Origin of the sequence: Bartonella sp. CL71SXKL (assembly GCF_042194935.1) — a bacterium.
GTDB lineage: Bacteria > Pseudomonadota > Alphaproteobacteria > Rhizobiales > Rhizobiaceae > Bartonella.
In genome coordinates, this window is sequence record NZ_JBHINI010000014.1 from 11,509 (window position 1) to 31,600 (window position 20,092).

Consider the following 20,092-nt stretch of genomic DNA (forward strand, 5'->3'; position numbering starts at 1 on the left):
CACTTTCTCTATTTTGTACAAACGATTTTTTTGCTCTCTACAGTTTTTAGTTTTATTATTTTTATGTATCGTGCAAAAATCCAATAATTTCACGAATTTTTTTCATATTTTCTTCTGCGAGCATACTAGCACGTTTAGCGCCATCATGCAAAACAGAGTCGATATAATCACTTTCTTGATGAAGTCGACGTAATTCTTCTGTTATAGGGGCAAGCTTATGGACAACAAGGTCGGCTAGAGCTGTTTTAAAATGCGAAAATTGTTGACCAGAAAATTCTAAAAGAATCTTTTCTTTGCTAACTTTGGCAAAGGCAGCATAAATACCAAGCAGGTTGTCCACTTCTGGTCGTTCTTTTAAAGCGGTGAGGGTATCGGGAAGAGGAGCCGAATCCGTTTTGGCTTTGCGTATTTTTTTTGCGATAAGATCAGCATCATCGGTCAAATTAATGCGTGAAAAATCTGAAGGATCTGATTTTGACATTTTTTTCGTCCCATCGCGCAAAGACATAACGCGTGTGGCTGTTGTTCCAATAAGCGCCTCTGGGAGGGGAAAAAAGCCTTGTCTTTTTTCTTCATCTGTTTGCATAGAGATACCAAAATTTAATTCGGCAATACGCTGTGCATAGTCGTTGTTAAATTTTTGTGCAATATCGCGTGTGAGTTCAACATGCTGTTTTTGATCTTCGCCTACTGGAACATGCGTTGCACGATAGACTAAAATATCAGCGGCCATCAAAGTGGGATAGGCAAAAAGCCCTAGGGATGCTTTTTCGCGATCTTTTCCTGCTTTATCTTTAAATTGTGTCATGCGTTGAAGCCAGCCAATACGGGCAACACAATTAAAAATCCAGGCGAGTTCAGCATGTTGAAAAACACGTGATTGGTTAAAAATAATGTGTTTTTGAGGATCAATACCGGAGGCTAAAAAGGCTGCTGTCACTGTTTTGGTGGATTCGCGTAAAGTAAGGGGATCTGGGTTGACTGTGAGCGCATGCATATCCACAACACAATAGAGGCAGTGATGAGAGTTTTGCAGTTCAACCCAACGCTGAATGGCTCCAAGATAATTGCCAAGATGTAAATGACCACTCGGTTGTACGCCGGAAAAGACAAGTGGTGTGAAGGTATCCATAGGAGTGCTCTTTCTTCAATTAAGGTTATTCATTTTATTTTTTTTGACAAAGTATAGATATTATGAGCGTTTTTTCAAATTTTTAAGCGTGTGAAAAAAGGAACGGGTGTTGAATAAAAAATAGGCACTAAAATAGATCAAAAATATGCCAATCATGATCCCAGCTAAGGTGATCGCGCGCAAGAAAAATGATGCTTGTGAGGATAAAGGAAAAGACAAAAAAACACACACATTCAATCCGTAATAGAGGGCTAGTGCACTCAAAAGAGTTGCCATCATGAGACATAATATTCGCTTTATCAGTTGGAAGTCGTATTTCCAATAACCGCGTTTGATAAGGACACTCCACAGCAACAGGGTGTTGGCCCATCCAGAGGTAATTTCAGCAATAACAATGCCTCGTGCAGATAGAATAGGAAATAATGTTAAGGCGAGACTGATATTGATGAAAACGCAAATACCTGTAAAAATCATCGGTGTTTTGGTATCTTCATGGGCAAAAAAATTAGGAATAAAGACCTTAATGAGAACAAAAGCTGGAAGTCCTAGTCCATAAAGCTCCAGTAATTGTGCAACATGGTGTGTTGATTGACTGGTAAATTGTCCTCGCTCAAAGAGCAAACTGACAATGGGAGTGGAGAGCAGCAAAAAAGCAATGGATGCTGGAAGTGTTAACAACAATGTTAATTCAATAGAGCGATTTTGTAAATGGTGGGTTTCTTTATGCTTTTTGCTCCGCAAAGCGCGTGTTAATTCTGGTAAAAGAACGGTTGCAACGGCAATGGCGATTACGCCTAAAGGCAATTGATAAAGACGATCAGCATACATCAAAGAAGAGACAGCACCCGATTGACTAGAAGCAATGTTGGTATTAATGAGCAAATTAATTTGTGTGATGCCACCCGTAATGGCTGCTGGGAATGCTAAAGTTAATAGCTTGCGAACATTAGGACTTAAATGGGGCTGGCGGAAGGAAATTTTCATTCCACTTTGACGCAAAGCAAGGGCAATTAAGGTGAGTTGAAGAAGCCCTGCTGCTAATACACCCCAAGAGAGATTTAAGCCGATATGCCAAGCGTCAAGTTTATAGATCCAAGCATAGGCAAGCACACCAATCAGAATAATGTTTAAAAAGAGTGGGGCAATGGCGGCAATAAAATAGCGTCGCAGAGCATTAAGCATGCCCCCCATCATGGCAGCAAGCGACATGCAGGTTAAATAGGGAAACATGATTGCAGTAAAGTGAATGGTAGCGTTAAATTTTGTTGCATCTTCGGTAAAACCTGGGGCAATAATGGTTCGTACCAAAAAAGGCATACTCAGTTCCATCGCAATCGTTAACAGTAAGAGCAGCGAAAAGAGAACGCCAAAGACTTCTTCTGCAAATTTGCATGCCGTTTCGTGACCTTCTTCAGTGATTTTTTTTGCAAAAAGAGGAATGAAAGCAGCGTTAAAGGCACCTTCAGCAAAAAAACGACGAAATGTGTTGGGAAAACGAAAAGCAGCGTTAAAGGCATCAGAAACAGGACCTGTCCCTAGGGCTGCTGCCATAAGCATTTCGCGTACGAAGCCAAAAATACGGCTCATAAGGGTTCCGGAAGCAACTGTTGCAATTTTTTTAATCAATGTCATAAAGATATATCAACTTTGTTGTAAAAGAGAAGCGATGACAGGAGAAATAAACCGTTTTAAATCGTAAAAATCTGATCTCTATCCTAATCAAGGATACTTTTGGAAAGCGTTTTACGACGGTGTTTATCTCTCTGTCAACAATGGTGCTTGAAGACTTTTTTATGCTCCTTGTTTACTGTTGCATTAAAATTTTTATTGTTGCCATAAAATAATTAAAATTTCTTTTTCAAACTGAAATATGGGAGAAATATCATAACAGTTTTAAGGGACATATAAGGATATATAATGATAATTTCTCTTTATGTTTTGATGTCGTGAATAATGCAACCCAATACCTTACTGTTTTACGTGAGGGGCATGACCCTATTTAAAGAACGCAAATAAAATAAAAGCATGAAACAATGTGCAATTTCCATTATTTAAAAAACAGCGCTTTAGATGTTTTAAAAAGTCGTAAGGTTGAGCTAAAAGGTAATGGTAAAGCTGGTGATTGGTTTTCACTTTTACGGCTTTATGTTCTCTCCAAATTTGGCTGCCTTTTCGTTTTAGAGATTACATAAACAAAAGGATAGGAAGACGTGATCTTTCAACAGCATTTTGTCTGTTTTTAGCACGACAGGTAATGAAAGTGATTCATTATCATTTTCAAAAATGATTGATCCTTTTATTTTTCCTGTTCAGGTTTCTTTTCACAGTTGATGAGGATAACATCTGAGAAAATAAGATAAAATTGCTCTTTCATGGTTTCCATTCTCGTTGAGGTCGATTGATTTGCCGATGAAGGCAGGGGGGGTAAAGGCTATCATTTTTACCAGAGAGGGCAAAAAAGTTAAAGTTTATGGACCCTTTAGATATTCATTGCCATTGCTTTTGTGTGCTCTGTTTTGTGAGGTTGAATATTTTCTTGTCTTTTAGGACTCTGATTGACGTTTTCTGTCATTTTTTGCACTTTAATTGCTTCTTTATCAAGAGTGTTGGAACATTTTTTTTCATTATTTTTCTTTATAGATTGATGCTGGATAGATTGATACTGGTTTGGTGCTAAGCGCTCATCGAATTTATGGTTATAAAAATACATGGGTTGTATATGCTGTTCTATCTCTTTTATCTGCTTGATTATTTCCATAATCTCTTTTGCTTTAACGGTTGATGTACCAAGACTCTTCGCAAGTTTTTCAGGATTATTTTCCTTTATAGCTTCATGCTCGCTTGAGGATAAGCGCTCATTGATTTTTTTGATATAAGTCCTTATCTCCCCCCTTAATTCAGGAGAGTTTGATAAAGTTTCTTGCTGTTGTGCTTTTGACAAGGAAAAGAGATTTTTCATCCAAGCCTCAGGAATTTTTACCGACTGTTCACACCGCCTTTGTTTTACATGATGGGTATGGAGAATGTCTCTTTCTGTTTGTTTAAAAATATTGATATAACGATCAATGGCTCTACAGAGGGGCAAAATATTTGCTTCAGCATGGGCACGCGCGTTGTTTTTTATGCCAAATACATTGCTACCAGAAAGCTTAGAAATAGATTGGGGAGAGGTGGTAATTTGATAGGTGAGCTGTTCTCCTTCAGTATGATTTTCATGGATCATCTCAATTCTTTCCTGCAAAATATGACGATTGCCATAAATGATTTGACACAAAGTTTCGATTTCTTTTCTTCTTGCTTGAATGGATGCGTTGTTTTTTATCCTTGTGGCAATTTCATTGTTGGTAAGGGGGGCTATTGTTTCTGCGGGGATAAGCACTTCTTGCTGGTTTTGAACTTTTGGTGCTGTAAAGGAGAGGGCGTCACCGATTTTTAATGTCTGTATTTGCTCTGGGGTGAGATCTTTTTTATTTCCCAAGATGAAAATCCCGTTGGCATCAAGCATGAAGCCATTGGACCCACTGCCTCTGTAGAAGCCTTTATAGGTATGACCTTCTTTTGCTGTTATAATAAGATGATTATGAAGACTCTCAAATCCGATATGTTTCATATTGTCCATGAATTCTTTTAAAATAAGTATTTTTTCTGGATTTGAGATATCCTCAAGCAGATGTTTCATCTCTTCCTTATCGTTATGTTTTAGCGATGCAATGCTGGCAAGATTCATGCGTTTTTCTGTTACAAGAGAAAAGTCGAGTGTGTGGCCAGCAACTTGCCCAAGTTTTTCAAAAAACATTCGTTGTGTGCGTCCATTACCTTCTCTGAAGGGATGCGTATAGTTGAGCTGTATCAACATTTCAGTGACATGTTCAATAAATGTTTCGCGGGTTAAGCCTTTTAAACTATTCGTTTCAGCAAGTATTTTATCTAAATTTTCTAGTCCCTCTTGTATCTGTTTTGCTGAGGCAAAAGAAATCCCAGCTTTTTTCATCATTGGCATATAAGCAACGGTACCATCTTCAAATGTAAATGGTTTTTCGCGTGTTTGTCCGGCCCATTCAAAAGTATTTTTAAATAGGGTGTGATGAATATATTGGAGATATGTGGAAGTTAGTTTTTGCGGTGGCGCTTCTTGGCGTAGATGAATGATTGCTTTTGTTGTATCATGGGCACATTGCACTTTTAATTTTTTATAGTCGTTTATTCCATATTTATTTTTTAAGGTGATACTATTAGGGCAAAAGAAATTACGGTACATTGTCTTATTTTCTTCAGTTTGAGGCGATGAGGATAATTTCTCCTGTAAGGTGAGAGGGACGGTGTCCGTTTTTTTTGTACCAGTGTCCCAGTATGCCATTGCTTTTTTTGGGGGCTGTTTCATTCTTTCTTGATGATCAGAGCGTTTTTCCTTTGTCATTTGGACAGATATTGGATTATTTGTCGCTGTATTGCTGGTCTGTAAAATGTTTTTTTGGAAATCTTTTTGCATTTGCCTCATAGAGGAAGCAGATTGAGCAATTGGTTTGGTCATTTGTTCTTGTTCTTGCAAATTTTCGGGCATAACTTCAATGCTGTCATGTAAAGCATGAGGGGCACTCCATGGTGAAAAATGGGCTTTTTCTTTTTTCTTTGTTTGAATGGATGCGTTGTCTTTGCTCTTTTCAGTTATTTCATCGTTTGTGAGAACGGCTCTTTTTTTTCTGGAAGCAATGTTTTTTTCTGGGTTTTGAGTTTTGGGCGCTGTAAAGGAGAGGGCGTCACCGATTTTTAATGTCTGTATTTGCTCTGGGGTGAGATCTTTTTTATTTCCTAAGATGAAAGTCCCGTTGGCATCAAGCATGAAGCCATTGGGTCCACTGCCTCTGTAGGTACCATGATAGGTTTCTCCTTCTTTTGCGACGACAGTGAGATAATAATTTTTTTCATCCAATCCAAGCTCTCTCATAGAGTTGGTAAATTCTTGTAAAATGAGCAATTTTTCTAGATTTGAGATATCCTCAAGCAGATGCTTCATAGGCTCTGGATCGCCATGTTCCATGGCAGCGGCGCGGACAAAGTCTTTACGTTTTTTGCTCACAAGAGAAAAGTCTAGCTCATGTCCTGCTGCTTGAGCGAGTTTTTCAACAAACAGTCTCTTTGTGCGCCTATTGCCCTCTCTGAAAGGATGCAAGTGGTGCAAATCTATCATTATTCCAGCGGCTTGTTCAACGAATTCTTCGCGCGTTAAGCCTTGTAAATTATTCTTTTCAGAAAGCGTTTTATCTAACTTTTCTAGTCCCTTCTGTATTTTTCTGCCAATCGCAAAAGGTTTTGTAAATTCTTTTCTTTTCAAAATGGGCATAGAAGCAACAGTACCATCTTCAAATGTAAAAGGCTCTTCGCGTGTTTGTCCGGCCCATTCAAATGCACGGGAAAAGAGGCGTTGATGAAGATATTTTAGATAAGAGGCATTAAACTGCTCTGGTAGAGGTTCTTGATGCAGTTTTATCATTTCTTTTTTTACATCATTAGAACAGCATTCTTTTAATATTTCTTTATCTTTGATGCGGTATTTATTTTTAAGCACTTTGCTATTGGGGTAGAAAAAATTTTGCGCTTCTTCATTGATTTGCTTTGAAATGGCTGCATTAATTACAGAGTGTTGTTCTTGCAATTCTTCCTGTGTAGAGGAGGCACAATGTTCTGTGTTTTCTTTCATGCATATTTCCTTTCAAATGGTAACATTATTTTTTGAAATCTTCTTTGTTTACATTTTTTGCCTTATGTTATTTTCATAGCGTTTTCTTCAAAGAAGAATGCCTATTTGAATGATTGAAAAAATTGACCTTATTCGCATGGAACAAAGTTAAAGTTTATAATTTTGAAGTATTATCGTGAAATTTTATCAATGAATTCTGTAAAATAAAGGGGTGTCTTATTCAAAGTTTTCTGTATTTCACACACCGTCTTTGATGCAATCTTGGCAAGATAATTGCACCAAAGTTTTGGATAAAAAGCCAACAATTAGGAGATTTATCACGACAAAGCCATTGCTTTTGATGTTTCGGCTCTGCGCGGTCGAATATGCGGCTGGTCTTCTTGTCTACAAGTTTCTGCAACTTCTTGATGCCGCTTTACTGTTGAGCGTTCAGGCAGCTTCGGGGGCTGCGATAAGCTTTGCTGCTTTCGTAATTTTTTATCGAGATCGGTAAGTGGTTGATGACGTTTTTGTTGTTCTTCCTGATGGTTTTGCACAATGGTTTCTCTTAACTGTTTTATTGTATCAGCATAGTCCTTAATGGCGGTACAAAGGGTAGGGATATTTTCTTCAGCGGCTTTGCGTGCTCCGTTTTTTATGCCAAGGGTTTTTCTACCAGCAAGTGGAGCAAAAGATGTAGAATCCTTTTTAATTTGAAATACAAGCTCTTCTCCCATCTCTGGAATTTTGTGCATATCTTCCATTCTATATTGTAAAATAAATGGATCATCATAAACAATTTGGCACCAATATTGGATCTCTCTTTGACCATATTGAACCGATGGATCTTGTTGAACTCTGCGGGCAATTTCCTGATTTGAGAGAGGTTTTATTTTCTTTTCTGAATTGAGCGAATTTTGTAAATGTTGATTTATTGGCTCTTTCTCTTGTGCTTGTCGCTGATGTTGTTGTTCCGTGTGAGAACCTTGTGAAATATTTTCACTTTTTGTATATTTTGAAGTATACATATAACCGTTAATAGCAGCACATAGGGTAGGAAGAGTTTCTTCAGCTTGTTTGCGCGCGTTATTTTTTATGCCGAGAACTTTTCTACCAGCAAGCTTAGAAATAGACTTAGGCTGTTCTGTAATATCCCATAAGAGCTGTTCTCCCATATTGGGGTTTTCTTTGATTGCTTCTATTCTTTCTTCTAAAATAAGCCTGTTGCCATAAACCTTTTCGCACAAAAATCGTATTTCTTCTTGATATGCTACGAGTAACAGCTCTCTTTCCATTGTATTAATAGATGATTTTTGTCCGTGAGACGGTTTTGGTTGTTCAATTGCTGTGTGTGGAGAGGCAGGTTTTGGGACGATAGTATCGCTTTGTTTTCTGTTTTCCATACGGTGCGGTTTTCTTGAAGGAGGGACGGCATATGTTCCACTGTCTTGTGATGATGAACTGCTTTGCTGTCTGACTTTCATATGTGATGGTGTTTTGGGTCTAACACTTGGGTCGTATGTTTCAGGATTTTGGATTTTTGTACCGTTTTGCACTCTGTCTCTCATGCGTGGCGATGTTTGCGAAGTAGGCGTTGCATAGAGGTGTTCTCTCTCTTGAACCGTTGTTTTGTTTTGTTCTCTATCTTTTGCACGTGGTGGTCTTTGTGGAGCTGCTTTTGTGTGCGGAGAGGAGTTTTCTTGGATTTGTGAGCTGGGGATTTTTGTTCCGGTTTGTGCTTTTTCCCTCATGCGTGGGGGTGTTTGCGAAGTAGGCGTTGCATAGAGGAGTTCTCTCTCTTGAGCTGTTGTTTTGTTTTGTTCTCTATCTTTTGCACGTGGTGGTCTTTGTGGAGGCGTTTTTGTGTGCGGAGAGGAGCGTTCTTGGATTTGTGAGCTGGGTTGTAGATTTTCTTTTGTGCGTGGGGGTTTGGGCGGAGCTACTTTTGTTTGTAGAGGAGGTATCTCTTGGGTTTTGGTGCTGGGGATTTTAGCGCTGGAGGGCATTGTGCTGGTTTGAGTGTTTGCTCTCATGCGGGGGGGGGGCGGTGGCGCAACCTTTGGGTGGTGTGATAAATTTTCTGGGCGTTTTTCTACAGTTGGTTTTGGCAAATTTTGAGAAACTTGGGAAGGAGGGGTTCTGGTGGGGGATTGTTCAGCCGGTTGTTGAAATTTTTCCATCATTTCGGTGATAAAAGGGGAGGGATTTCTTTTTTTCATGCATGTTCCTTTCAAACTCTTCCAATATTGTTTTTAAATACTATTTAAAAACGTACGTTGGTTTTTATTCTGTTTTATGCTTTTTTACTCGGTCTTTACGAGAGCAGATATCAAACTGAATGGTTTCACAAGATGGGGCTTTCTTGGCGCAAACACCCCTGTTCTGTGTTGCGCCAAGATGTTAGATTTAATGTGAAAACTTATGTCCTGTTTAGCTGGCAAAAGCCATCGCTTTTGGGGCGGTAGTTTTGCGAGGACGAATATCTGTTTCTCTTTGTTGCGTAGAGGTTGTTGCTTCTTCATGCGTTACTATTGAAGGCTCGGGGCGTTGAGCAGACTGTGAGACGCTTTGTTGTTGATGCAAGTTTTGCGATCTCTCAGAAGATGCTTCATTGTGTTTTTGTTTTATCTGCTCGGTTTGTGAAATGCTCTCTCTTACTTGTGTTACAGCCGTTGCATAATTGTCAGTGGCGTCAATGAGGTGAGAAAGACCAGCTTCAGCATGCCTGCGTGCTTGATTTTTAAAGCCACAAAATTTACGACCAGCGTACTTGTGAAAAGATTGAGGATTTCCGACAAGTTGCTGTGCGAGTGCTTCTATTGTTTCAGGGTTTTGGAAAAGTGTTTCCACTTGTGATTGCAAAATGTTTTTGTTGCCAAAAACAACACCGCACCAATATTGGATTTGGGCATGGTGTCTTTTGACTTTTGAATGTTGGTGAATTTGGGTAGAAATTTCTACTTCTGAAAGCGTTGCTTTTTCACGTTGATCTGGTTTTTGTAGAAGTTTAGCGACGGCTTCCTTCCCCATAAAGCGTTCATAGTTTTTGAGTTCTTGCTCTGGAGATTGTAAGAGGTTCTCTCTTGCCTGTTTTACAGCTTCTGTATAACAATCAATGGTGATACTGAGAGTGGAATAACTCTCTTCCGCTTGTCTACGCACTTGATTTTTAAAGCCCAACATGCTGGTGCCTGGAAGTTTAGCAATACTTTCAGGATAGGCTGCCATGCGCCATGAGAGCTCTTCTCCTGCAGCTGGATTTCTTTGAATTTCTTGCATTTTTTCTTGCAAAATATTTGGGTTACCATAGGCACTTGCGGATAAACGTTGGATTTCTTCTTGATAGGTTCGAACCAATGAATGGTGTGGAAGCAATAGAATGATTTCTTCCTCTGAGAGAACTCTTGTTGTCCTTTGGGTAACTTGTGAAGGAATTGTTGCGTGTGTCGTTTCAGTTTTTTGCGGTCTTTTGGTCGAGCTGCCTCTTGTTAACGAAGCTGTTGGATTTGTTGATGTATATACAGTTTCTTCGCTTAAAAGAGATTGTCTTTCCTCATCTTCTTCCGGTATAGATGACAGTCTTTTGCTTTTTGAAGGCGTTTCTTTAGGAAGGGGGGCTGCGCCTGAGACCTCTGCCGCTGCTTGTTCATAGAGCTTTATAAGTTCTTGTATTGAAGAGGATGGAAAAGGATGAGGGTGGTTTTTTTTCATGCATGTTTCCTTTCAAAAATTGTTTTAGAAAACCTCTTTGGTGCATTCTTGCCTTTTATGCTTGGATCGCTTTGAGACAAAAGAAATATCGAGCTGAATGAGTTTCCAAAGATCTGCGCTATTTGCAATCAGCTTAATGGACATTTGTGTCTTTTATACAGTTTTTTTGTGAAATATTATCAATAAGTTATCAATAGTTGTCGTGAATTACAGGCGCCATTTTTAGGACTATCTTTTGTAACATTCTAAAACAATTCTTGGCGCAATCGCGATGAAACGATTTGCGCCAAGAAACTCACTGAAAAAAAATTACATGAAAAACAAAAACTATCTGTTTTTACGTCTATGCCTCCTTACATGGCATAAGAAAATCCTTTTTCTCCATGTCTTTGTCGTTGAGGGCTGTGCTCTAGACTATTGTGTTCTTGTCCTCTTGTGTGATGATGATGACGATGATGGTGTCTCTCAACTTGCTGAGAATTTTCTTGACGGCGTCTTTGTTCCGCTAGAGGGGTGTGCAATAGCTGTTCCGTTGCATTTTCTACAGCTTTCGTATAACCATCAATGGCATCAACGAGCAGTTTAAAACCGTCTTCAGCTGCTTTGCGTGCTTGATTTTTTAAGCCAAGTGTGGAGCGTCCAGCAAGCCTGTGCATAGATTCAGGATTTTCAGCAAGTTGATTTGAAAGCTCTTTTCCTTTAGTGGGATCTTTAAGTATGTCTTGCAAGTGCTGTTGGAAAAGCGTGTCACTGTTATAAACAGTTGTACCCCAATGCACGACCTCTTGTGCATATGCTTGAACTTGTGGACTTTTTAAAAGCATGACACTTATTTGATCAGCTGTGAGGGAAGATGAAGGTCTTCCTCTTTGTTGTGGAGCAACCATTGTATAGTCGGTTTCAGATTCTGGTTGCCTTTGATTATGGTGTCTCCCTTTGGAAGGAGAAATACTGCTAACAGTTGCGTATGTAACTTCTTCTTCGCGTTTTGGGGGAGCAACCTCTGTGTAATCGGTTTCAGATTCTTGTTGCCTTTGATTATGGTGTCTCCCTCTTGAAGGAGAAACACTACTAACAGTTGCGTATGTAACTTCCTCTTCTGGGGTTGGACCGCGCTGGTTTCCTCTGGTTGGTTTCTTAACTTGTGCATAGAGGGCTTCTGGATTTGCAGAAGGATGTGGATGATGTTTTTTCATACATATTTCCTTTCAATATTTTTAGAAAACCTCTTTGGTGCATTCCCCACTTTTAGTTTTGATAACTTTTATATAAAGGAAGATATCCAACCGAATGACCGCCAAAGATTCTGCGCTATTCAATATTGATATGTAATGAACATTTATGTCTTTTATACAGTTTTTTTATGAAATTTTATCAATAAGTTACAATAAATTACAGGATCCACTTTTAGAACTATTTTTTGTAACATTCTAAAACAACTCTTGGCGCAATCGCTATGAAATGATTTGCGCCAAGAGATTCTATGAAAAAAAGATTAAATGAAAAACAAAAACTATCTGTTTTTACGTTTATGTCCACTTACATGGCAAAAGCCATTCCTTTTTCTCCATGTCTTTGTCTTTGTGGGCTGTGCTCTGGACTATTTTGTTCTTGTCTTCTTGCATGACGATGATGATGGTGGTGGTGGTGTCTGTGTTCTGCTTCTCTTTCTGGACTTTCTTGTCTTTGACCTCTTTCTCTTTCATGCTCCCGTGTAAACTGTTTATGGAGCTTTTTTGCCGTATGTATATGCCTCTCAAGAGCTGAGCAAAGGGGAGAAAAACCATCTTCAGCTTCTCTGCGGCTTGGAGATTTTACACCAAGTATTTTGCTCCCCGCAAGCTTACCAGCGCTTTCAGGATTTTCTGCAAGGCCCCATAAGATTTGCTCTGCATTTTGAGGATCGTCAAGAATTTTAGCAAGTTGTTGATTCAAAGCATGTTCGTTACCATAAACAACTCTGCACCACTCTTGCGTTTCTCTTACACCATATTGAAAGTCTACGTTTTTTAAAAGCCTTGTTGTAACCACATCTTTTGGGGTTCTGGGAGGGGGTGTTGCTGCTCTGCCAACACCTTGGTAGATAGGATTTTCTAGTTGTTCAGACTCTTGCCCACCTTCAGCCCCCATGCCAACCGTTGTATAGACAGATTCGAGTGGTCTTTGGGGAGAGGGCTCACCACGTTCATCAAAGTTAAGCTCTGCATAGAGATGTTCCGGTTCTTGGCGATGTCCTCCACCCTGTGCTCCTCCACCAATTGTATCATAGGGTGTTTGCCAACCTTGCGCTTCCAAGTCCGTTATTTTATAGGGGTCTACGAGTCTGTTGGTGCGTCGCCCATCACTTGGTCTTCCACCAAGTCTGTCATAGGGATTTCCTAGTGGCTGTTGGGGAGCATAGATCGTTTCTGCTGGTTGTTGAAGTGTGTATTGTTGTTGGTTGCGCTGTTCTTTGGGTGGTTTATTAACCTTTGCGTAGAGGTCTTCTACATTAGGAGATCCTAGGTTTTGTTGGTCAAGTGGCTTTTTGGGAGCAAAGACCGTTTCTGGTGGTTGTTGAAGTGTATAGTGTTGTGGGTTGCGCTGTTCTTTGGGTGGTTTATTAACCTTGGCATAGAGGGGGTCTTGGCTCTGGGGTTGTGGGTTCTGGGGGGCTGGTTGTGGGTGACTTTTTTTCATGGCTGTTTCCTTTCAATATTTTTAGAAAACCTCTTTGGCGCATTCCTCACTTTTTTGATAACAACTTTAGGATAAGGTAAGATATCAAATTAAATGACCTCCAAAGATTTTGCGCTATTCATATTGATATATAGTGGACATTTATGTCTTTTATACAGTTTTTTTATGAAATATTATCAATAAGTTACATCAAATTAAAGGATTCATTTTTAGGACTATTTTTTGTACCATTTTAAAACAATTGGTGAGCGTAATGGAGATAAAATGATTGGCGCTAAGAGTTAGTTGGAAGGCAAAAGTTCACGCGTTTTTAGCCGGTAAGAGCAAGCGATGAAGAGCGACTAACTTTCAAGCTGCGGGCTTGACATTGTGCTTCTTGGGTGTTCTTTACAGTATTCGCAATTTCTTTTGCTTTGCTTTCCGATGTCCCAAGGAGGCACGCTAGTCTGGTATGATCTTTTTCTTGTATGGCTTTACGCTCTTCTGAGGATAGACGATTGTGTAGTTGGCGCGAAAAGTGATGGAGTTCTTGTCGTAGTGTTAGAGAATGCAATAAAGCTTCCTTTTGTTGTTCTCTTGGTAAGGCAAAAAGGTTTTGTAAATTTTTTCCAGGTGTTTCGACAGTGTGACTCAGGCGATTTTGTTCTCTTTGATGTTGCTCTAAAATTTCTTCTTTTGTTTGTTGTGTTATTGTGGCATAATTTTTAAGGGCTTGGCTGAGTTGTGGAGCAGTTTGTTCCGCCAGTCTGCGATTTGGGCTTTTCATGTCAAGTATTTTTCTCCCTGCAAGTTTAGAAATTGATTGAGGGTTTTGTAAAATTTCATCAGCAAATTGATTTCCTAAGCTTGGATCAGCCGTTAAGATATCTATTTTTGTATTTAAGGCGTGGATTTTACCATAAACAGTCTTTGATAAATTTTTGATTTCTTTTCGGCATGCTTCAACATAAGCGTCATTTGAAATCTTTGTGAATAACTCTTCATGGGTGAGAGATTCTAATGTTTCTTTTGGGATCAATATTTCTTTTACATTTTGAACGTTGGTTTTTTGAAAGCAGAGGCGAGTACCGTTTTGTAATGTTTTGACGAGTTCTGGGGGGAGATCATCTTTGTGGCCGACTACGAAAGCACCCTCTACTTCCATGACAAAACCTTCTGCTGAAAAACCTCTAAAGACGCCTTCGTAGGTTACATCTTCTTTTGTTGCAACAACAACACGATTGTTAATTTCATCCAGTCCCGCGTTTCTCATTTGGGAGATGAATTCTTTTAAAACAAGGGATTTTTGCGGATGTGTGATATCTTCAAAAAGATCTTTCATCGGTTGGGGATTGCCATATTGCATGGCTTCAATACAAGCTGCTGTCATGCGTCCTTTTGTGATGAAAGAAAAGTCAATGGTATGTCCTGCGGCTTGTCCAAGTTTTTCCATAAACATTCGATTGACGCGCCCATTCCCTTTTCTGAAAGGATGTGCGTGCTCGAGCGCCATAAAAACTTCTGCGGCATTTTCAGCAAATTCTTGGCGCGATAAACCTTTTAAATTGTTCTTCTCATTAAGTGTTTTTTCGAGTTGTTTTAGTTCTTTTTGAATCTGCGGTCCGATAGCAAAAGGAACTTCATAACCTTTGGGACGCATCGCCGGCATATGGGCAGTGGTGCCGTCTTCAAATGTAAAGGATGTATCGCGGGTTTTTCCAGCCCATTCAAAAGTTCTGTGGAAGAGGCTCCAGTGGATTAGTTTTAGATAGGAAGCATCAAATTTTTGTGGAAGTGGTTCGTGGCGAAAATTGACGGCTTCTCTGGCGGTATCATGAGCACAGCGTTCATACAGTTTTTTGGGGTCTTTTATGCCATATTTATTTTTGAGTGTTGGGGTACCTTTATATAGATAATTTTGCTCTAACATATAATCTCTCCTAAGTAGGTAGGGTGGTGGTTGATGAGCGTCTTAAACGCTGCATGTGAAAAATTCCCCTTCGCGTATTCTTTTGAGATTTTGGTAGTTATGAGAGAAAGCACTTTTCCCTCCAGTGTATGGATAGTTGTAGCAATCGTTTTGTGATGCTTTTGAAAGGTTTTTGGTGTAAGAGGTGCAAAATGTTCTGTTATGATTGTTTTCATGCCTATTTTCTTTTTTCATTTATTTTTGAAAAGTTTTTCTGATGGTTCCTTTGTTTATTACCTTGTGCTGTAAAATACTGGTATTGAGGGCCTTGATATGAATCCCATGAGTAGTTAGAAAATGAATTTTCTACAAATTGACTTTGGGTAAAATCTTCGTTCTTTGAGGTGTAAGGAAGAGGTCAAAAAGAAAAATGTTGCTTAAAATTGTTGTTTTTTTCCTTTAACAAAGTTGTTTGCAAGAGCGCTTTGATGAGGGGCGTGGATATGGCGGGTGCGATCGCTCTTGGTTAGCGGATGGTGCTGGTACTTTTTATACACAGTACTCAGATTGGTGAATCTATGGGTAAAAGCAGTTATCAAGAATTTTTCTCCATTATGTTTTTCTTACTGCTCCATATGAATATCTTGCCATACGAACATCTTGTTTGTGTATTTTTGCAACAAAATGTTTTTTATTTTGTATTGTTGCTCTTATTGTATTGCGCTGCTCTAAGATCCATAAGAGAGAAAACTCTTTCTTTGGTTGGGAGAAAAGCCTTTTTCAGCGCTTTATCATTAAAATAGAACACTTTATGATATCGTAAAGGGGGAAAAGCTTGTATAAGAATGATTTATTCATTTTGATGTATATCTTAAATGTTTTTTGGGAAAAATCGATGTTCTTGAGTGTGGGTGTTTTGAGAGTTCTTGTCTCAAAGATCAATCTTTTGTTTTTCTTAAGTCTTGATATTGGGGATTAGCGTTGTGAAATGTTTTTGGTTGTTTGTAGGAGATAAATTATACACAAAAAGCTTTGTAGGAATGTATTTGCAGACTTTCCCAAGTGGAGATGTTGGTTTAGTTATAGGTGATTTGAGGGGGTGGTATTTTTATAAAGATGATGGGCGCTGGTAAAACGATACACAAAATACAAAAAGGAAAAAACACGGATTTTTTTATCATGTTTTCCTTATATGTGTGAGGAAGCGTTCAAAAACTTTTTGTTAACGGGTTTTTAAAAAATAGAAATCTATGTTGTTTTTGTGGTTGTTCTTTTCATAGTCAAGATCTCATAATAGGAGGTTAGTTTTTCTTTTGTGGGGCAAAGCGGTTTTTTGCAGCTGCGGCTAACATTTCTTTTCTTCTGAAATAAATGGCGCGACCACATCGCAAAGGGGGGTGTCCTTGCATAAGAATAATTTGTTCATCTTGACGCATTTCTTGAATAACTTCATGGGGTAAAATCAGGGCTCTTTGTTGGTAATTGACGTTGTATGAACTCTTTCCTAAGGATAAGCCTCTTGATTTGCTTGTTCCGGTGACTTCAACGGTCATTTGGCCACAGCGTTCTGAAATGTCTTTGGCTGTTTGGAGGTCTTTAATGGCAGCATAGCTGACAAAGGAGCAGCTTTCAAACCATGAGCGTGCTCCGGCTTCTCCAAAGTGATTGACCAACTGACCAGAGGATTGATAAAAAAGCATTAAGGATGTACCGTATTTACGTCCACGATCGCGTGCTTCTTCTAAAATATTCATATAGCCTAGAAGATCAACTTCATCTAAGACAAATAAAACACGCTTTTTATAGTTACCGTCTGCTGTAACCATGGCATTGAGAAAGGCGCCAATAATTACACGTCCAATAGCTGGATAACTGTTTAAAATGCTTGCGGGGAGATTGAGAAAAACATCTGTATTGCCATTTGCAATATCTGAGGAAAAAAAATCATCTCCGCAGACAAGATCTGCGTAATTGGACAAAGAAAGCCATTGGGTATCTTTTGAGGCGGTTGTATAGACTCCTGAAAAGGTTTGTTCTGCCATTTCTGTAAAAATACCAACCATTTCACGAATAAAAGGAGAAGGTGTTGTTTCTTGAATCATGCGTAATTGATTAACAACAGCTGTTTCTGATTGAGAGAGAATGCCACGCAATGTTTTTAAATTGCGCTCGCTGTCTTCATATTCATCAGAAAATACAACGTGAGCAAGAAGAGCTGTTAATAAATTATGGGCTTGTGTCGAGAAATATTCTGCTGAAGAATTGTCTGATTTTTTATCTGTAAGGAGCAACTTGGAAAAGCTTACAATATTCGCTTCGCGTTGTGTGCGTGGTACGCTGTCGTCTAAAAGCCAATCGATGACATTAAAATTTTTTGTTAAAAATGAATTGGGATCGAGAACAATGACATTTCTATTCCCCATCTTTTGACGCGCAAATTTGACCATTGGGGCAACTTCTGTTGAAGGATCAAGACAAACAATAGACCCTGGATAGGTTAAACACGTAGGAACTACTGTACTTGTGGTTTTATAGCCACCAGAACCAGCAAAAAAGATCATATGAGTTGAACCAAAATCAAGATTAAAGGTTAGCAAAGGGGCTGTTCCACCCTTTCCCCATGTTGTTTTATTGCCAGGCGCAAAGGGAATTTTGCACACATTATCTTGATCAACACGGTATCTTTCACCCACAACAATTTGCCCATTGGCAGGAAAGATTTTTGCTGCCTCTCTTAAATTCATCCAAGAGGCCTCACCAAAAACACCTTTTTTTGCACGCTTGACCTTATTTTTAGGTGGAGAGGTTGTTATGAATTGAATGATGGAAAGAAAACCACCAATTATGATGCCAAAGACAACCATGGGGTCCATGAATTGAAGCGCATAGCTCCACGTTATTCCTTGTTGGCCAACATAGGGACTTAAACGTTTTATTTCACCACCAATATAGTAAAGAGCGGTTGTTCCAAAAAAAACAACGGAGACAAAAGTGATTATTTTACGTAAGTGCAGTTTTTGCGACAGACTATACAACAATGAAACAGCAGCCGTTAGTGCTAAGACTAATAAAGGCTCAGAACGAAGAGTCCAATAAATTTGATCGCTCTTTAGTCCATTTGTTATTAACAGTAAAAAATGAGGGACAAGGAATATCGTTAAAGCACCTAAAGCGATTGGTGTTAAAATAAGTACCATTTGTGTTTTGGTATATTTCATTGTATTTTACTCTCAATTCTATCAGAATATGTTGCGAAATGCTCTTTTTCAGGTACGTGATATTAACTCTCATCTCTTTTTGCAAAGGTGCAGATAACGCCAAACAGTTTTCGTTTATGAGCCTTTCTCATCAAGGAGGAAGGTTTTATCCATTCTTAGCAGGCCATAGCGAATGCTTTGGAATGGCGCATTGTGCATATTTGTGCTTGCTGATGTACTTCTTTGGTTTGCTTAATAATTTGTGTAATTTGTTTGGCTTTATTTTCTGATACACCAATGCTTTGAGCCAGTGTTTCATAATCATTATTTTGAACTGCTTTATGTTCATTTGGTGAAAGACGGGTGTTGATCTTTTTTACAAAGTTGCTGAGCTCTTTTTGACATAAAGAATTTTTTGCTAAAGCTTCTTGCTGTAATTCTTTTGGCAAGGCGAGGAGATCTTGCAAGCTTTGACTTGGCATTTCTATTGTTTTTGCAAGGCGACTTTGTTCTGTTGCATGTTCTTGCGTGATTTCCTTTTCAGCATATTTTACAGCATACGCGAAATTTGCAACGGCAGTACAGAGCATACCAATATGATTTTTAGCGTTTGCACGTGCCTGATTTTGTAGTCCACATAAACTGAAACCTGCAAGACGAGAAACAGAGCTCGGTGCCCTTTCAATCTTGTTGGCGAGCTGTTGGCCTAAGCTTGGATTTTTGATGATTTCTACCATCTGTTTGTCTAATGTTTTTGTATTACCATAAACAATTTTTGACAGTTTCTGGACCTGTTTTAGGCTTACGTGGACACAGGCATCTTCTGCAACCATTTGGGCCGTTTCATTTTTTGTCAAAGGGGCTAATTTCTCTTCTGGAATGAGAATGCTTTCAAGCTCTTTTGTTTTGGGAACGGTAAAGGTAAATTTATCACCGGGTTTTAATGTTTTGAGTTGTTCTGGTGTGAGATGTTCTTTATTGCCGATAATGTAAGCTCCTTTTACATTGCAGGCAAAGCTGTTAAGACCAGCACCTCTATAGGTGCCCGTGTAGGTTTCACCTTCCTTTGTGACCATAACAGGGCGATCATTCACACTACGCCCAAGTTCTTTCGTGTTGCTCATGAATTCCTTTAAAAGAGGTATTTTATTGGGATTAGAGATATCGTCAAACAGATGTTGCATTGGTTCTAGATTGTCATTTTGTATTGCTGCAACACTAGCAACCAACATGCGTTCTTTTGTAACCAGTGAAAAATCAAGCTGATGCCCTGCGGCTTTGGCAAGATTTTCAAAAAAGATCCGTTGTGTACGTCCGTTGCCTTCTCTAAAGGGGTGTGTATAGTTGAGAGAGGCAAATATTTTGGCTGCTTCATAAGCAAATTCTTTGCATGATAAATCCTGCAAATTATTTTTTTCGGCAAGCGTTTGATCTAATTTTTGTAAACCTTCTTGTAATTCGCTACCGACTGCAAAATTTGTTATTTTTTTCATTACTGGAGCGACGGCAGTAGTACCATCTTCAAATGTAAAGGGAACATTGCGGGTTTGTCCAGCCCATTCAAAGGTATTTTCAAATAGACATTGATGAATAAGGCATAGATAGGAGCTATCAAACTTTTCTGGTAAGGGGGCTTCACGCAGATTAACCATCGCTTTTGCTGAATCATGCGCACATCTTGCCGTAAAAGCGTCAAGGTTTGTTATTCCATATTTATTTTTTAATGTTTTGCTTTTAGGATACATATAATGTTCAGGGGAAGGCACTGTGGATGTCACATCTGTTTTTTTTAATTTTTCTTTTGGCAT

Annotated in this window: 12 protein-coding genes; 1 reads left to right on the forward strand and 11 read right to left on the reverse strand. The window is 39.0% G+C overall.

The features are described 5' to 3' along the window. Nucleotides 1-61: 61 nt before the first annotated feature. The gene (trpS, locus tag ACFILA_RS07360; RefSeq protein WP_375631322.1) at nucleotides 62-1,132 is read right to left on the reverse strand and encodes a tryptophan--tRNA ligase; all 1,071 of its coding nucleotides are present in this window, start codon (nucleotides 1,130-1,132) and stop codon (nucleotides 62-64) included. A gap of 60 nt (nucleotides 1,133-1,192) precedes the next feature. Beyond that, complete coding sequence (gene murJ / locus ACFILA_RS07365) at nucleotides 1,193-2,764, reverse strand: murein biosynthesis integral membrane protein MurJ (protein ID WP_375637751.1); 1,572 nt, start codon at nucleotides 2,762-2,764, stop codon at nucleotides 1,193-1,195. 401 nt (nucleotides 2,765-3,165) lie between these two features. On the opposite strand from murJ, the gene ACFILA_RS07370 reads away from it, so the two are divergent. Then, nucleotides 3,166-3,324 carry a hypothetical protein gene (locus ACFILA_RS07370; protein WP_375660906.1) on the forward strand — a complete coding sequence of 53 codons (159 nt, stop codon included), beginning with the start codon at nucleotides 3,166-3,168 and terminating at the stop codon, nucleotides 3,322-3,324. Between the two features lie 287 nt (nucleotides 3,325-3,611). Here the strand turns inward: ACFILA_RS07370 and ACFILA_RS07375 are convergent, their stop codons facing one another. The 9 genes from ACFILA_RS07375 to ACFILA_RS07415 all read right to left on the reverse strand — a co-directional run bounded on the left by ACFILA_RS07375 (nucleotide 3,612) and on the right by ACFILA_RS07415 (nucleotide 20,092). Beyond that, the gene (locus tag ACFILA_RS07375) at nucleotides 3,612-6,830 is read right to left on the reverse strand and encodes a BID domain-containing T4SS effector (protein ID WP_375660907.1); all 3,219 of its coding nucleotides are present in this window, start codon (nucleotides 6,828-6,830) and stop codon (nucleotides 3,612-3,614) included. Nucleotides 6,831-7,147: 317 nt separating this feature from the next. Then, nucleotides 7,148-9,028 carry a BID domain-containing T4SS effector gene (locus ACFILA_RS07380; RefSeq protein WP_375660908.1) on the reverse strand — a complete coding sequence of 627 codons (1,881 nt, stop codon included), beginning with the start codon at nucleotides 9,026-9,028 and terminating at the stop codon, nucleotides 7,148-7,150. A gap of 211 nt (nucleotides 9,029-9,239) precedes the next feature. After that, nucleotides 9,240-10,520, reverse strand: a complete 1,281-nt coding sequence (locus tag ACFILA_RS07385) for a BID domain-containing T4SS effector (protein ID WP_375660909.1) — start codon at nucleotides 10,518-10,520, stop codon at nucleotides 9,240-9,242. Between the two features lie 353 nt (nucleotides 10,521-10,873). After that, the gene (locus tag ACFILA_RS07390; protein ID WP_375660910.1) at nucleotides 10,874-11,716 is read right to left on the reverse strand and encodes a BID domain-containing T4SS effector; all 843 of its coding nucleotides are present in this window, start codon (nucleotides 11,714-11,716) and stop codon (nucleotides 10,874-10,876) included. 343 nt (nucleotides 11,717-12,059) lie between these two features. After that, nucleotides 12,060-13,199 carry a BID domain-containing T4SS effector gene (locus ACFILA_RS07395; RefSeq protein WP_375660911.1) on the reverse strand — a complete coding sequence of 380 codons (1,140 nt, stop codon included), beginning with the start codon at nucleotides 13,197-13,199 and terminating at the stop codon, nucleotides 12,060-12,062. A gap of 310 nt (nucleotides 13,200-13,509) precedes the next feature. Beyond that, complete coding sequence (locus tag ACFILA_RS07400) at nucleotides 13,510-15,108, reverse strand: BID domain-containing T4SS effector (RefSeq protein WP_375637744.1); 1,599 nt, start codon at nucleotides 15,106-15,108, stop codon at nucleotides 13,510-13,512. Then, a complete protein-coding gene (locus ACFILA_RS07405; protein ID WP_375631330.1) occupies nucleotides 15,102-15,323 on the reverse strand; it encodes a hypothetical protein in 222 nt (73 codons plus the stop codon). The genes ACFILA_RS07400 and ACFILA_RS07405 overlap by 7 nt, the downstream gene beginning before the upstream one ends. A gap of 1,065 nt (nucleotides 15,324-16,388) precedes the next feature. Then, the gene (gene traG / locus ACFILA_RS07410) at nucleotides 16,389-18,305 is read right to left on the reverse strand and encodes a Ti-type conjugative transfer system protein TraG (protein WP_273790952.1); all 1,917 of its coding nucleotides are present in this window, start codon (nucleotides 18,303-18,305) and stop codon (nucleotides 16,389-16,391) included. Nucleotides 18,306-18,460: 155 nt separating this feature from the next. Further along, nucleotides 18,461-20,092 carry a BID domain-containing T4SS effector gene (locus ACFILA_RS07415; protein WP_375654521.1) on the reverse strand — a complete coding sequence of 544 codons (1,632 nt, stop codon included), beginning with the start codon at nucleotides 20,090-20,092 and terminating at the stop codon, nucleotides 18,461-18,463.

Coding starts and splice junctions, on each gene's coding strand:
- trpS (WP_375631322.1), bottom strand. CDS start 1,132: ATGGATACCTTCACACCACTTGTCTTTTCCGGCGTACAACCGAGTGGT.
- murJ (WP_375637751.1), bottom strand. CDS start 2,764: ATGACATTGATTAAAAAAATTGCAACAGTTGCTTCCGGAACCCTTATG.
- ACFILA_RS07370 (WP_375660906.1), top strand. CDS start 3,166: ATGTGCAATTTCCATTATTTAAAAAACAGCGCTTTAGATGTTTTAAAA.
- ACFILA_RS07375 (WP_375660907.1), bottom strand. CDS start 6,830: ATGAAAGAAAACACAGAACATTGTGCCTCCTCTACACAGGAAGAATTG.
- ACFILA_RS07380 (WP_375660908.1), bottom strand. CDS start 9,028: ATGAAAAAAAGAAATCCCTCCCCTTTTATCACCGAAATGATGGAAAAA.
- ACFILA_RS07385 (WP_375660909.1), bottom strand. CDS start 10,520: ATGAAAAAAAACCACCCTCATCCTTTTCCATCCTCTTCAATACAAGAA.
- ACFILA_RS07390 (WP_375660910.1), bottom strand. CDS start 11,716: ATGAAAAAACATCATCCACATCCTTCTGCAAATCCAGAAGCCCTCTAT.
- ACFILA_RS07395 (WP_375660911.1), bottom strand. CDS start 13,199: ATGAAAAAAAGTCACCCACAACCAGCCCCCCAGAACCCACAACCCCAG.
- ACFILA_RS07400 (WP_375637744.1), bottom strand. CDS start 15,108: ATGTTAGAGCAAAATTATCTATATAAAGGTACCCCAACACTCAAAAAT.
- ACFILA_RS07405 (WP_375631330.1), bottom strand. CDS start 15,323: ATGAAAACAATCATAACAGAACATTTTGCACCTCTTACACCAAAAACC.
- traG (WP_273790952.1), bottom strand. CDS start 18,305: ATGAAATATACCAAAACACAAATGGTACTTATTTTAACACCAATCGCT.
- ACFILA_RS07415 (WP_375654521.1), bottom strand. CDS start 20,092: ATGCCAAAAGAAAAATTAAAAAAAACAGATGTGACATCCACAGTGCCT.